Source organism: Citrobacter sp. CFNIH10 (assembly GCF_002934585.1).
Lineage (GTDB): Bacteria > Pseudomonadota > Gammaproteobacteria > Enterobacterales > Enterobacteriaceae > Citrobacter_A > Citrobacter_A amalonaticus.
Genome location: NZ_CP026216.1, coordinates 2,723,597 through 2,737,203, shown reverse-complemented (window position 1 = coordinate 2,737,203; position 13,607 = coordinate 2,723,597). Strand labels below are relative to the sequence as shown.

Here is a 13,607-nt window from a genome sequence, read left to right as displayed (position 1 = left end):
TCAGCGATGTGCATATTTATTACAGCATGCGGCAATGATCGGACCAATATTTTCAAAGGCTGACGGAGAGATAATCTCCACATGCGCGCAGTCCTGGCGATACACATCCAGTTCCGCGATCCACGGCGCCCAACTACGCTCCGGACTTACGCCTTCCGGCAGGGTGCGCTCAGCAACAAACAACGTCGCGCGCCCATCAAAGGGAACGCTGTGCGCGCTAGTCAGTAAGCGAACCGCATCAGCGTAGTTCCCTTCAATAGTGCTAAACAATTCGCCAGAGGCGTTCCCCTGCTGCGCGGCCAGAAAGGCTTCCCGCTCGCGATCAATCTCCGCCAGCACTTCCGGATCGAGTCCATTGGCCTCTTTCTCTGACCAGTTTTGCGTTTCCGGCGGCCAGGTATCCAGCAGGCCGAGGAAGGCGACGGTTTCCCCCCGCATCCGCAGACGTGCGGCAATGCCGTGTGCCAGCGTGCCACCGAGAGAATAGCCCAACAGGTAATACGGGCCATGCGGTTGTTGTTCAAGGAGCGTCGCCAGATGGTGTTCGCAGACCGCGTCCAGATCGGCTGCCGTCTGCATCGGCCCTTGCGGACGCGGCGACTGAATACCGGTAATGGCCCATTGCGGACTGAGATAGCGCGACAGTACGCTAAACTGCCAGGCAAACCCTGATGCCGGATGGAAACAAAATAGCGTTGGGCCGTCGCTTTTGCGTAACGGTAGCAGCGTTTCAAACCCCAGACGCTGTGCCTCTGCGTCATCGTCTGTATCCAGCAGCGCCGCCAGTTGCGCGACCGTCGAGGCCACCATGACCTGCCCCGGCGTCACCTGACGGGAGAAAGTCCGACTCAATTGCGCCGCCAGCTTCATGGCCAGTAGCGAATGGCCGCCCAGCGCAAAGAAATCGGCCTCAACGTCATTGACGTCACAACCCAGCAGCTCGCTGAATGCCTTCGCCACCGTTGTTTCACTGCCTGGCTGCGGGGCTCTTCCTTTGGTTCGTGACGTTAATTCCGGCATCGGTAGCGCTTTACGATCCAGCTTACCGTTGGCGCTGAGCGGCAGTTGCGCCAGCTGCAACAGCACCACTGGCACCATATGCGGCGGGAGTTTTTCCCGCAGCTGTGCCTGGAGCGAGGGGATATCAAGCGGAAGCCCTGACTGCGAGACCAGATACCCCACCAACTGGCGGGCATCGCCCCCTGTTGCCGCCGCCTGATTAAAGACGCAGGCGTGAACCACCGCCTGTTCAACATCAGGCAATGCCTGCATCACACGATCGATCTCGCCCAGTTCGATACGCTGACCGCGGATCTTGAGCTGATCGTCACTGCGTCCCAGATACTCAACAGCACCATTATCCAGCCAGCGTGCAACGTCTCCGGTACGGTACATCCGCTCTCCCGGCGCAAATGGATCGGCGATAAAGCGACTTGCCGTGAGGTCCGGTCGGCCAAGATAGCCCTGCGCGAGCTGGATGCCGGTCAGATAGAGATCGCCCGCCACGCCAACAGGAACCGGATGCATCATCGCGTCGAGGATACGCAACCCGGTATTCCATACCGGGAAACCAATCGGTACGCTGCTACCAGTAACATTTGCCAGTTCATCCCCCCAGGCCGGATACCAGCTCACATCAACTGCCGCCTCCGTTGGACCATACAAATTATGTAACGGTACATGCGTCAGCCGTGCCCATTCGCGGCATAAATCAGCAGGTAAGGCTTCTCCGCTGCAAAAGACATGCTGTAACGTTGCGCAGCTTTCACCGGCGCTCTCAGGCGTCAGCGACGCGACGAATGCCGCCAGCATCGACGGCACAAAGTGGGTCGTCGTCACCCCGTAATGGGCAAAGAAGCGCTGCATGGCCAACGGATCGCGATGCGCTTCCGGTTCCGCCATCACCAGCTTCGCCCCGGCGATAAACGGCCAGAAGAATTCCCACACCGAGACGTCAAAGCTGCACGGCGTTTTTTGCGCCACCACATCCTTCGCCGTCAGCCCATACTGGTTTTGCATCCACAGCAGACGGTTAACAATGGCGGTTTGCCCGACCATCACTCCTTTCGGTCTGCCCGTTGAACCAGAAGTAAAGATGATGTACGCCGTATGCTGCGGTTGCGATAACCCCAGCGGCGCGCTATCGCCTGCCGACAGCGGTTCGCTATAGCAGAGGCTTTCCAGCCCCGGAATATCGCTAAAGCGTGGTAACTGTTCCACTGTGGTGATCAGCAGTTTCGGCTGCGCGTCTTCCAGCATCATTCGCAGACGATCGTCCGGATAACCGGTGTCTAATGGCAGCCATGCCGCACCAGCTTCAACAATTCCGTGCAGCGCCAGCGTCAGAAATACAGAGCGCGGTAAGGCCACCGCGACGCTGTCGCCCGGCTGCACGCCGTGTTCACGCAGCACACCGGCGAGCGCCACCACCTGCTCGCGCATTTCGCGGTAGCTGAAATCATAGCGGGCATCCGCCAGCGCGGGCGCGTCCGGCGTTCTGCTCGCCTGTTCCGCCACCAGCGCACTGAGCGTCGTGGACGGGACCTCAACCGCCGTGGCGTTGATCTGCGCCATCTGCTGATATTCAGCTGGAAGCAGCAGATCGGCATCACCACAGCACAGGGCTGGGTTGGCGGCAAATTGTTCGATCAACGCCATCAGACGCAGCGCATGCTGTTTGAGCGTTGCTTCATCATAACGTTGTTGGTTGGCGAGAAGCTCAATGCTCAGCCCGCCGCCTTCATCCGGGAACAGTGCCAGTTCAAGATCGTTAACCGGTCCCGTCGCCAGCGTATGAGTTTGCGCCGTGACGCCCGGGATCTCCAGTTGATAATCGAAAACTTTGACGTTAAGCACCGGGCCAAACAGCGGCTCTTCTCCGGCCGCCCGGCCACTGTCACGGACGATTTGCTCCGCATCATAGCGCTGATGACGGCGCATTTTCTTAAGCTGAGCGGACAGTCGTTTTGCCAGTTCTGGCAGTTTTTCTGCTGCATCAATACGCACGCCCAGCGGTAACACGTTGAGCACGGGGCCGGTGGCGGTCAGCGCCGCCGATCCCATGCGACGCATAAAGATAAAGCCTGCCGCGTATTCCATCCGGCTGCACAGCCGTCCCAGCCAGAGGGCCACCAGCGCCAGCGCCAGATCGGTTCGCTGCACGTCTGGCAGTTGCGCCGCCAGGTGGCGAAACGCGCCTTCCGGGGCGTTAAGCTTCATGCGGTAAATGTCAGACGTCGCCGCCCGCCCCGGCAGCGGTGCAGGTGAAAGCGACGCTGGCGGCGGAAGCTGTGTGCGCTGCTCGGCCCAGAACGCGCCATCGCGCTGCCAGGCCTCACTCTGACGATACTGCTGATACTCTTCCACCACCTCAGCAAACGGCGTGAAGGGTGAGTCAGGCGTCGCGTCCCCCCGGAGCCATGCGCTGTAAATTGCCGCTATCTGGCGGGTAATCGCCGGGAAACTGAAACCATCGACCAGTAAATGATGATAGCGCTGATACCAGTACCACTGGTCGTCACCAACCTGGAACAACTGATGATGTACCAGCGGCTTGCCGCCATCGACGCGCAGATTTTGCTGCAGATCGGCCTGCATCAGCGCCAGCGCGGCGTCATGCGGGTTCGCCGCGGTGCGGAGATCGCAAATCTGCGGTTCAGCAAACGTAAAGGCGTCATCAACCCATTGCCAGACGTCGCCGTTATCCTCAGTAAAACGCATCCGTAAGGTATCGGCCTGCTGTAGACCGGTGACGACTGCGCGCGCCAGTCGTTGCGCATCCAGTTCACCGGTTAACGCCACATAATGTGCGACGCTCCAGGCGGAAGGTAATGTGGAGAGTTTTTCGGCCATCCAGATGCCGGGCTGTGCGGCGACAAGCGGTAAACGACGGCTCATTGCGCCTCCTGCGAAACGACATAATAACCGGGAATTAACGTGGTCCAGTGACGCGCCAGCCACTGCTGGCAGGCTTCCTGAGACTGCGGTTCGCATACCACCTGCCAGCCAGCAGGTAATGCGCAATGCTGCGGCCAGAGGCTAAACTGCTGCTGCGAATTTTGCAGAATGTAGAACTGTCCCTGCGGATTATCGAAGGGATTACTGAATTCCATACTCAACTCCTGTCGTGGAAAATCGCTCGCTCAGAGCAGCGGCGTCCAGAGGTCGATCAACCCCTGCGTCAGTCCGCCACGCCAGCAAAGCGCATCATGTCCGCCGTCAACCTGACGCCAGAAAACCGACTGCTGTGTCGTCTGTAGTTGTGTGTAGAGCGCCTGATTCGCGCGCAAGATAACCGGCTCGCGGACTCCCGCCTCGAGAACAATCCGTAGTCCCTTCGCGGACAGCGTGCCGGCGCGGAGTTGCTCAATAATCAGCCCGTTCTGTTGACCGCCACGATGGGGCCACCAGTAAGAACCGGACTGGCTGAGCACGCAGCCAAAGCGTTCCGGCCAGTGCAACCCGGCAAACAGCGATGACAACCCGCCAAAACTTTGCCCTGCAACGATCGTGCGCTCAGGACGATCGCTGAAGGGTGCGGCGCGCCGGACCTGCGGTAATAATTCGTGTTGAACCGCCAGCCAGAAATCCGCGTTGCAGGGAAGTTCACGGCTGCGATGTGTGGTATCGATGGCATCAATAAGCAGATAAACCGCCGGTGGAAGTTGCCCCCGCTGAGTGAGTGAAGTGAGCGCAGGCCAGACGGGCATGCTCTGCGCCCAGAATTGCCCGTCGAGGAGAACCGCCAGGGGACGTTCATCCGGCTGCGCATCACCGGTCGTAAAGACCCATACCCGACGCGTATTACCCAGACGCGCGCTATTCCATTGCAGCACCACCGGCGACGACACTGGCGTTTGTGGGGAGTCCCAGCCCGGTTGCGCAGGGGCGTGCGGCATCTCAAGCGCAGACACGGCGTGCCCTCGTCCCCCTTTCCAGCTCAACGGATTAAGTGGATCGGCAATCGCCTGTGGCAACAGTTGCCGCCAGCCTTCGCGCAACGCCGCGCGATCCAACACGCCATCAGTCTTCAACGAGGCAAATGACTCCTCCTGCGTTGAGGGAATAAAGCAGTAGCTGCCGCGCCAGTTAGCGCTTAAAACGGTCTGCCACTGCCAGACATCCGTTCCGGCAATACGCTGCATCGTCTGAGGAAAGACATTCTGGTGATGATCGATAACGCCCGTGATGTATACCCAGACTCGCTGAATGGCTGAGTGAAATTCACTCCCCTGCGGATCGCGCCACCAGAAGGTCACCCGGTAATTTCCGTCTGCTTCACGCGTCCATTGCGGACCGTTTTTTGACTGCCACCAGGCCTCGCTGCCTACCGTTAACGCCGTCACCGTCATAACCTCATGTTTATTGTGATTTTTTTCATTGTTTTATGAAATATATTGATAATATTATTGATAACTATTTGCATTTGCAATAGCGTATTGACGCGCCGTGGGAAGCGCGAACAGTTTTTAACCAACCGCGCTGCGGGCTTTTCTGGAACGGAGGGTTTTCGCAGAGGCGGGCGACATCGGGCCGGATACCGATCTCAGGTGTCTGGTACACGTGGCTAAAGAAAAGCAGGAAAGACAATGAACAAGAAGATTCATTCCCTGGCCTTATTGGTCAACTTAGGGATTTACGGGGTAGCGCTGCCCGCAATGGCAGAAGAAACCGCTGATAGCACCGCCGTCTCTCATGAAGATACTATTGTGGTTACCGCCGCCCAGCAGAACTTGCAGGCGCCTGGCGTGTCGACTATCACCGCAGATGAAATTCGCAAAAACCCTCCCGCTCGCGACGTCTCTGAAATCATTCGTACCATGCCAGGCGTTAACCTGACCGGTAACTCGACCAGCGGCCAGCGCGGCAATAACCGTCAGATTGATATTCGTGGGATGGGTCCAGAAAACACCCTAATCCTGATTGACGGTAAACCGGTGACCAGCCGTAACTCCGTACGCCTTGGCTGGCGCGGTGAACGCGATACCCGTGGCGATACGTCCTGGGTGCCGCCGGAGATGATCGAACGCATTGAAGTCCTGCGCGGGCCTGCGGCTGCACGTTACGGTAATGGTGCCGCCGGCGGCGTAGTAAATATCATCACCAAAAAAGGCAGCAACGAGTGGCACGGCTCCTGGAATACCTATTTCAACGCACCGGAACACAAAGAGGAAGGCGCAACCAAACGCACTAACTTTACCCTCAACGGTCCGCTGGGCGGGGATTTCAGCTTCCGCCTGTTCGGTAACCTGGATAAAACGCAGGCCGATGCGCGCAACATCAACCAGGGCCATCAGTCTGAACGTACCGGTACTTACGCCGACACGCTGCCAGCCGGTCGTGAAGGCGTTATCAACAAGGACGTTAACGGTGTGGTGCGTTGGGACTTCGCGCCGATGCAGTCTATTGAACTGGAAGCCGGCTATAGCCGTCAGGGTAACCTGTATGCCGGGGACACGCAGAACACCAATACCAACCAGTTGGTGAAAGATAACTACGGCAAAGAGACTAACCGTCTCTACCGTCAGAACTACTCGCTGACCTGGAACGGCGGTTGGGATAACGGTGTCACCACCACCAACTGGGTGCAGTACGAACATACCCGCAACTCCCGTACGCCGGAAGGTCTGGCGGGTGGTACGGAAGGGATCTTCGATCCGAAAGCGTCACAGAAATATGTTGATGCCGACCTGAACGACGTCACGTTGCACAGTGAAATCAGCATGCCGTTCGATTTGCTGGTTAACCAGAACCTGACGCTGGGCACTGAATGGACCCAGCAGCGCATGAAGGATATGCTCTCCAACTCGCAAACCTTTATGGGCGGGGATATTCCAGGCTCCAGCAGCACCGACCGCAGCCCTTATTCAAAAGCGGAAATTTTCTCGCTGTTCGCTGAGAACAACATGGAGCTGACTGACAGCACCATGCTAACGCCGGGCCTGCGTTTCGATCACCACAGCATCGTGGGCGACAACTGGAGCCCATCGCTGAACCTGTCACAGGGTCTGGGCGATGACTTCACCCTGAAGATGGGCATTGCGCGGGCGTATAAAGCGCCAAGCCTGTATCAGACCAACCCGAACTACATTTTGTACAGTAAAGGCCAGGGCTGCTATGCCACGGGTGCCGCGACCGGTATCGGCTGTTACATGATGGGTAACGACGATCTGAAAGCAGAAACCAGCATCAACAAAGAGATTGGCCTTGAGTTCAAACATGATGGCTGGCTGGCAGGGGTGACCTGGTTCCGCAACGATTATCGCAACAAGATCGAAGCCGGTACGGTACCGATGAGCCGTACGTCTATCACCAACAAAGGCAAAACCACCTACACCGATATCTATCAGTGGGAGAACGTACCTAAAGCGGTCGTGGAAGGGCTGGAAGGGACGCTGAACGTACCGGTTAGCAACACCGTTAACTGGACCAACAACATCACTTACATGCTGCAGAGTAAAAACAAAGAGACCGGTGAACGCCTGTCGATAATTCCGGAGTACACGCTGAACTCAACGCTGAGCTGGCAGGTACATCAGGATGTTTCTCTGCAATCCACCTTTACCTGGTACGGCAAACAGGAGCCGAAGAAATACGATTATCAGGGCAAACCGGTGACCGGTTCAGATAAACAGTCTGTCAGCCCCTACAGCATTGTGGGTCTGAGCGCGACCTGGGACGTGACCAAAAATGTCAGCCTGACCGGCGGCGTGGATAACGTCTTCGACAAACGTTTGTGGCGTGAAGGTAATGCGCAAACGACCGGTAGCACGACCGATGTCTCTTATATGCGTGGCGCAGGTGCGTACACTTATAACGAACCGGGTCGTACGTGGTACATGAGCGTTAACACCCACTTCTGATGCCCACTCCCCTCCTCCGTGCGGAGGAGGGGTTTCGGTTTTAATGACACGATGCAGACAACGCACTCCTCTCTCATTCTGGCTCACCACACCTTGCATGGTGTGGCGTTTGAACCAGACACCTTCCACGAACACGATCTGCTGTGGCTGCCTCATCATGCGCAACTGGCACGTGCCGGACGTAAACGTAAAGCCGAACACCTGGCCGGTCGTATTGCCGCCGTTCAGGCGCTACGTGAGTGGGGTCATAAAAACGTGCCGGGAATGGGTGAACAACGACAACCGTTATGGCCGGAAGGTCTGTCTGGCAGCATCAGCCACTGCGCCACCACCGCGCTGGCGGTAGTTTCCTACCAGCCAGTGGGAGTTGATATAGAAGCGATATTCACAGCGCAAACGGCGGCTGAGCTGGCAGGCAGTATCGTCACAGAAGCAGAAAAAGTTCGGCTGGCAGGGAGCGGATTACCCTTTGAACAGGCGCTCACGCTGGCATTTTCCGCCAAAGAGAGCGCCTTTAAGGCAACCCCAAAACGCTCGCAGGCAGGCTGCGGATTCATGCATTATCACATTCTCGACGTTCAGCATGACCAGATGAGGTTACAGGCCATCGACCAGATCTGGCATGTGCAGTGGCTCGTAAAAAATAGCCATGTCATTACCGTGGCAACGGGTTAACCCTCACAGCATTTCCCGTGCCTGGGCCGCAATCGACTGGGCATCGAAACCGTGGTGCTGGCGCATCCAGTTGCGATCTGCTGCCGCAGCGTATTCACCATCCGGGATCCCTAAGCGCTTCAGAACCGCCCCTGTGCCGCCTTCCGCCAGGACTTCCGCCACCAGGCTTCCCAGTCCACCGTTGATATTATGTTCTTCAACGGTAATCACCGCTTTACAGTCTTTCACTGCTGCTAACAAAGCTTTGGTATCGCACGGGCGAATGGACGGTACACTCACCACCGTCGCCTGAATACCGGAGTCGGCTAACAGCGCGGCGGCATCGACAATTTCGTGGACCGTAGAGCCCGTCGCCACCAACGCCAACACATCGCCTTCACGTAACGTCACCACGGCACCCGGCACAAACTGATAGCTCTCGTCATGCAGTTCCGGGAGCGCCTTTCCGTCCATGCGAATATACACCGGCCCCTGATAGCCAATGGCATAGTCGATAATCTGCCGACATTCTCGTGGTGAAGAGGGGGCGAAAATCTGAATATTGCCAAATCCGCGCATAATAGCGATGTCGTCGATCGCGTGGTGTGTACTTGCCAGCGGACCATAGCTGGCCCCCGCGTTCAGACCAAACAGCTTCACGTTGGTATTGTTGTAGCAAACGTCAACTTTGATTTGCTCATTAGCGCGAGAAATCAGGAAAGGCGCCGCGTTACAGGTGACCGCAACCTTGCCGCCGAGCGCAAGCCCTGCCGCTGTCCCGACCATACTTTGTTCGGCAATCCCCACGTTGACCAGTCTGTCAGGGAACTGCTTAATGAAGGGGCCAATTTTCGCGGTGGAGGTTGAGTCAGCCACAACCGGCACCAGATCAACACCCTTTTCCACCGCATCGATAAACGCCTGAACCATGACGTTCGCGAGATGTTCTGCATTACTCATCTTTCAACTCCTCCAGCGCCAGTTCAATCTCTTCGCCTTTCGGCACCCGGTGGTGCCACTCTGGACGCCCCTGGATAAACGAAATACCCGCGCCTTTTATGGTATTGGCAATCACCACATTAGGTTTCCCTTCCTGTTTCAGTCCTTCCAGCGTACTGACGACCGACGCCATATCATTTCCCTGACATTCGGTTACCTGCATGCCGAAGGCACGCCATTTATCCGCGAGCGGATCGGTATTCATGATTTCACGCGTGGGTCCGGCCAACTGGAGATTATTCTTGTCATTAATGATCACCAGGTTATCGAGTCCATAATGCGCAGCCGCGAGCGCAGCCTCCCAGTTGCTGCCTTCCGCCAGTTCACCATCGCCGGTAATTAAAAAGATACGGCGTGCACTGTTGCTTTTCTTCGCGGCCAGCGCCAGTCCCACCGCAACAGGCAAACCGTGGCCCAGCGCGCCGGTGTTCAGTTCAATACCCGGCGTTTTCTGCCGTACCGGGTGGCCCGGAAGATGAGAGTTGGCGTGCTGGTAGGTGCTCAGCCAGTCAACAGGGAAAAAACCGGCCTCAGCCAGAACACAGTAGTAGCAACCTACCGCGTGACCTTTGGACTGGATGTAAATGTCCCGTTCCGCATCGTCGATACGATCCGGCGCGACATTCAAAATTCGGAAATAGAGCGCGGTGAGCAATTCAACCTGGGAGAGGTCCGCACCGGTATGCCCTCCTGCAGGGCTGTAGGCGTTTAATTTGACGATGTGACGGCGCACCGCTCGCGCAGTGCGCTCAAGAGTCTGGATATCATAGTGCCAGGGATTCATTTAACACCTCTGAATTTATTTTCAATATGGAATATTTATTCCACCAGGGACTAAAAAAACCAGAAATCCCTTTGCTTCGCATCACACGGCTTACGCCACGGCATCTTACTCAGGAACATTCTGCCTCCTCACCGCGACCACATTGACGTCGGGAACAATCAGTTGACCTGAAATCACCATGAATATATATTCACAAATGATTCTTTATTCAATTATGCAACCACATTCTCGTATTTGTCCATCCCTGTTTTTGAGGATTGACTAAAGTTAGAGCTTTATCACACTTACCTGCCTTTTGTTTTCGCGTATGATAAAAGTCTCTAAGATAATGGCTGTACGTAAATGATTTTCGGGGAAATATATGGCTAAGCAGGACGAACAACGGCTATTGGTTAAAATCGCCACCCTTTACTATCTTGAAGGACGCAAACAGTCCGATATTGCTCAACTTCTCTCGCTTTCTCAGTCGTTTATCTCCCGAGCCATCACCCGCTGTCAGAAAGAAGGGGTGGTAAAAATCAGCGTCGTACAGCCCTCAAATATCTTTCTGAACCTTGAGAAAGGGATCGAAGATCGTTACGGACTCAAACAGGCAATCGTGGTGGATACCGAAGACGATGCTACGGACCATAGCATCAAACGCGCCATTGGTTCCGCCGCCGCCCACTATCTTGAAACCCGCCTGCGGCCCAAAGATCTGGTGGGCGTCTCCTCATGGAGTTCAACCATCCGGGCGATGGTTGACGAAGTGCATACCCAGAATCTGAAAGCGGGTGGCGTGATCCAACTCCTCGGTGGCGTCGGGCCAAACGGCAATGTGCAGGCGACTATTTTAACCCAGACGCTGGCACAACATCTTAACTGCGAGGCCTGGCTGCTCCCTTCACAAAGTATTGAGGGATCGGTTGAGGAGAAAAATAGGCTGATCGCCAGCAAGGATGTCGCCGAGGTGATCTCGCGTTTCGATAATGTCGATATCGCCATTGTGGGGGTGGGAATTCTGGAACCATCCCAGTTGCTTAAGACGTCGGGTAACTACTACCACGAAGATATGCTCCAGGTATTGGCCGATCGCGGTGCCGTGGGAGATATCTGCCTGCACTACTACGACAAAAACGGTGAGCCGGTCTTACAGGATGATGAAGATCCGGTCATTGGCATGGCGCTCGAGAAAGTCAAAAAATGCCCCAACGTCGTGGCGCTGGCGGGGGGAACGGACAAAGTTGCCGCCATCAAAGGGGCGCTTAACGGCGGTTATATCGACGTGTTGATCACGGATTATCCTACCGCGCGCATGCTAGTCACAGCCTGAACTCTCTTCCTCTTCGGTCTTTGCGTAAAACGGACTCAACGCAAAGACCGTGTAAAAATCCCTATATTTCAATAAACTGAAAGGATTCACCTCTGCGTTAATTTCGTACAAACCTGATATTCTTCCCGTTGTGTAAGTGTGATTCCCAGCACAATTGATGATTTTTTCTATAGCCCAACTGAAAGATTCTGGCTAAGGTATTAAATAAATAGTCATGATCGAATATATATTCAAGACATTAAAAATACACGATGTCACAAACAAGCCTGATTAAGTAAAGACGCGACAGCAAGGGAGTCCCTCTTCCCTTCAACGCCGGGACGCAATGTGACTCAGGAGATAATCAATCTATGTGTGCAGCAACGAAAGAGTTCATCATTGCGCTGGATGAAGGGACTACCAACGCGAAAGCCATAGCACTGGACGCACAGGGTCAGGTGGTCGCCAAATTTTCTCAACCGCTGGCCATTCAGACGCCGCGTGAAGGTTGGGTTGAGCAATCCGGCGAGGTATTGATTGATGCCTCACTCGATGTGATTGCGAAAGCGATCAACCATGTTGGCGCCGATAACGTCGCGGCTCTGGCAATCAGTAATCAGCGTGAAACCGCCATTGGCTGGTATCGCCAGACGGGAAAACCACTGAATTCCGCCATCACCTGGCAGTGCACGCGCAGTGCGGCGTACTGTGAAGAACTACGCCACGCCAACAAAGAACACCTGATCAAAACAACGACTGGCCTGCCGATTGCACCGCTTTTTTCCGCCTCTAAAATGCGCTGGCTGCTGGAGTCGGTAGCCGATGGCCCGCGGCTCGCGGCCCAGGGAAAAATCTGTCTGGGGACCATCGACAGTTGGCTGCTGTGGAATTTAACCGGCGGCGAGGCTTTCTGCTGCGACTACTCTAACGCGGCCCGCACCCAGTTGCTCAATCTGCACACCGGGCAGTGGGATGACACCATGCTGGAACTGTTCCACATCCCCCGCGCCGCCTTACCGGAAATTAAACCCTCCAGCGGATTATTTGGCTATACCCGCGGCTTGAACGGTATTGCGGATGGTATCCCGGTGATGTCGATGGTTGGTGACTCGCACGCCGCGCTGTTTGGTCACGCCCTCGGCGAGATGGGGTGTGTCAAAGCCACTTACGGCACCGGATCCTCCGTGATGGCGCCGGTGACCTCAGCCCAGTGCGATAGTGGCGCGCTGGCGACGACCATTGCCTGGCACGATGGTGAGAAGATTATTTACGGCCTGGAAGGCAACATTCCACACACGGGCGATGCGGTGGCGTGGATGGCTGATAGTACCGGGCTGAGCGAACTGTCTGACGCCGAACTGGCTCATGAACTGAATACGCTTCCCGCTTCCGTTGAGTCCACCCTGGGCGTGTACTTCGTCCCGGCATTAACCGGGCTCGGCGCCCCCTGGTGGGATGACAGCGCGCGCGGCGTGATCTGCGGGCTGAGTCGCGGCGTTAAGCGTGCCCATCTGATCCGCGCCGCCCTGGAGTCGATTACCTATCAAATCGCCGATGTCGTGGTCGCCATGCAACAGCATGAGGACTTTAGCGTGTCGGCACTGATGGTCGACGGCGGCCCGACAAAGAATGACTGGTTAATGCAATACCAGGCAGACCTGCTGGGCTGTCCGGTGATGCGCAGCGATGTGCCTGAGTTGTCGGCTATTGGCGCCGCGTTACTGGCACGCAAAGCGCTCCATCCCGGCTCGCTCACTGATTTAAAAGCCTTTTTAACCGTACACAGCGCATTTCAGCCCGACATGGCTCGCCATCATCGCCTGCAAAAAAGATGGCAGGAGTGGCGCAATGCGGTGAACAGAACACGATGGAAACCGGCCCCGTCCGCCTGACGCCTCACCAGGGAAGATGCGTGACACCCCTATTCATTAACAGAAGGAGAACCCCGGACCATTAGCCCTGTTTTACAAGAATTCATGCTTTACGTTGTTTCACCGTACCCGACAATAACAACACA

General features: G+C 56.0%; 8 protein-coding genes and 1 pseudogene. 4 read left to right on the top strand and 5 right to left on the bottom strand.

Features of this window, described 5'->3' with window-relative positions:
• The 3 genes and pseudogenes from entF to fes all read right to left on the bottom strand — a co-directional run.
• Positions 1-3,897, bottom strand: a complete 3,897-nt coding sequence (gene entF, locus C2U53_RS16495; RefSeq protein ID WP_104446134.1) for an enterobactin non-ribosomal peptide synthetase EntF — start codon at positions 3,895-3,897, stop codon at positions 1-3.
• The gene (locus C2U53_RS16490; protein WP_054176114.1) at positions 3,894-4,112 is read right to left on the bottom strand and encodes an MbtH family NRPS accessory protein; all 219 of its coding nucleotides are present in this window, start codon (positions 4,110-4,112) and stop codon (positions 3,894-3,896) included. The genes entF and C2U53_RS16490 overlap by 4 nt, the downstream gene beginning before the upstream one ends.
• Positions 4,113-4,142: 30 nt before the next feature.
• Positions 4,143-5,354 (bottom strand): annotated as a pseudogene (gene fes / locus C2U53_RS16485) (enterochelin esterase); the annotation flags it as partial.
• 234 nt (positions 5,355-5,588) lie between these two features.
• Between fes and C2U53_RS16480 the strand changes: the two are divergent.
• Together C2U53_RS16480 and entD are read left to right on the top strand one after the other, a co-directional pair.
• The gene (locus tag C2U53_RS16480) at positions 5,589-7,862 is read left to right on the top strand and encodes a TonB-dependent siderophore receptor (RefSeq protein WP_043001468.1); all 2,274 of its coding nucleotides are present in this window, start codon (positions 5,589-5,591) and stop codon (positions 7,860-7,862) included.
• Positions 7,863-7,913: 51 nt separating this feature from the next.
• Positions 7,914-8,537 carry an enterobactin synthase subunit EntD gene (gene entD / locus C2U53_RS16475; protein ID WP_104446132.1) on the top strand — a complete coding sequence of 208 codons (624 nt, stop codon included), beginning with the start codon at positions 7,914-7,916 and terminating at the stop codon, positions 8,535-8,537.
• A gap of 3 nt (positions 8,538-8,540) precedes the next feature.
• Here entD and C2U53_RS16470 read toward each other — a convergent pair whose 3' ends face one another.
• Together C2U53_RS16470 and C2U53_RS16465 are read right to left on the bottom strand one after the other, a co-directional pair.
• A complete protein-coding gene (locus tag C2U53_RS16470) occupies positions 8,541-9,476 on the bottom strand; it encodes a transketolase family protein (protein WP_044256645.1) in 936 nt (311 codons plus the stop codon).
• Positions 9,469-10,299, bottom strand: a complete 831-nt coding sequence (locus C2U53_RS16465; protein WP_043001471.1) for a transketolase — start codon at positions 10,297-10,299, stop codon at positions 9,469-9,471. Before C2U53_RS16465 ends, C2U53_RS16470 begins: the two co-directional genes overlap by 8 nt.
• A 361-nt stretch (positions 10,300-10,660) precedes the next feature.
• Between C2U53_RS16465 and C2U53_RS16460 the strand changes: the two genes are divergently transcribed.
• Positions 10,661-11,611: a sugar-binding transcriptional regulator gene (locus C2U53_RS16460; RefSeq protein WP_043001472.1), complete on the top strand. Its 951-nt coding sequence runs from the start codon at positions 10,661-10,663 to the stop codon at positions 11,609-11,611.
• Between the two features lie 350 nt (positions 11,612-11,961).
• Positions 11,962-13,482: a glycerol kinase GlpK gene (locus C2U53_RS16455; protein WP_046401479.1), complete on the top strand. Its 1,521-nt coding sequence runs from the start codon at positions 11,962-11,964 to the stop codon at positions 13,480-13,482.
• The last annotated feature ends 125 nt before the right edge of the window (positions 13,483-13,607 follow it).

What these genes read in the sequence shown, in the direction of transcription:
- entD (WP_104446132.1), top strand. Translation starts at nt 7,914, where the DNA reads ATGCAGACAACGCACTCCTCTCTCATTCTGGCTCACCACACCTTGCAT.
- C2U53_RS16480 (WP_043001468.1), top strand. Translation starts at nt 5,589, where the DNA reads ATGAACAAGAAGATTCATTCCCTGGCCTTATTGGTCAACTTAGGGATT.
- C2U53_RS16470 (WP_044256645.1), bottom strand. Translation starts at nt 9,476, where the DNA reads ATGAGTAATGCAGAACATCTCGCGAACGTCATGGTTCAGGCGTTTATC.
- C2U53_RS16465 (WP_043001471.1), bottom strand. Translation starts at nt 10,299, where the DNA reads ATGAATCCCTGGCACTATGATATCCAGACTCTTGAGCGCACTGCGCGA.
- C2U53_RS16460 (WP_043001472.1), top strand. Translation starts at nt 10,661, where the DNA reads ATGGCTAAGCAGGACGAACAACGGCTATTGGTTAAAATCGCCACCCTT.
- C2U53_RS16455 (WP_046401479.1), top strand. Translation starts at nt 11,962, where the DNA reads ATGTGTGCAGCAACGAAAGAGTTCATCATTGCGCTGGATGAAGGGACT.
- entF (WP_104446134.1), bottom strand. Translation starts at nt 3,897, where the DNA reads ATGAGCCGTCGTTTACCGCTTGTCGCCGCACAGCCCGGCATCTGGATG.
- C2U53_RS16490 (WP_054176114.1), bottom strand. Translation starts at nt 4,112, where the DNA reads ATGGAATTCAGTAATCCCTTCGATAATCCGCAGGGACAGTTCTACATT.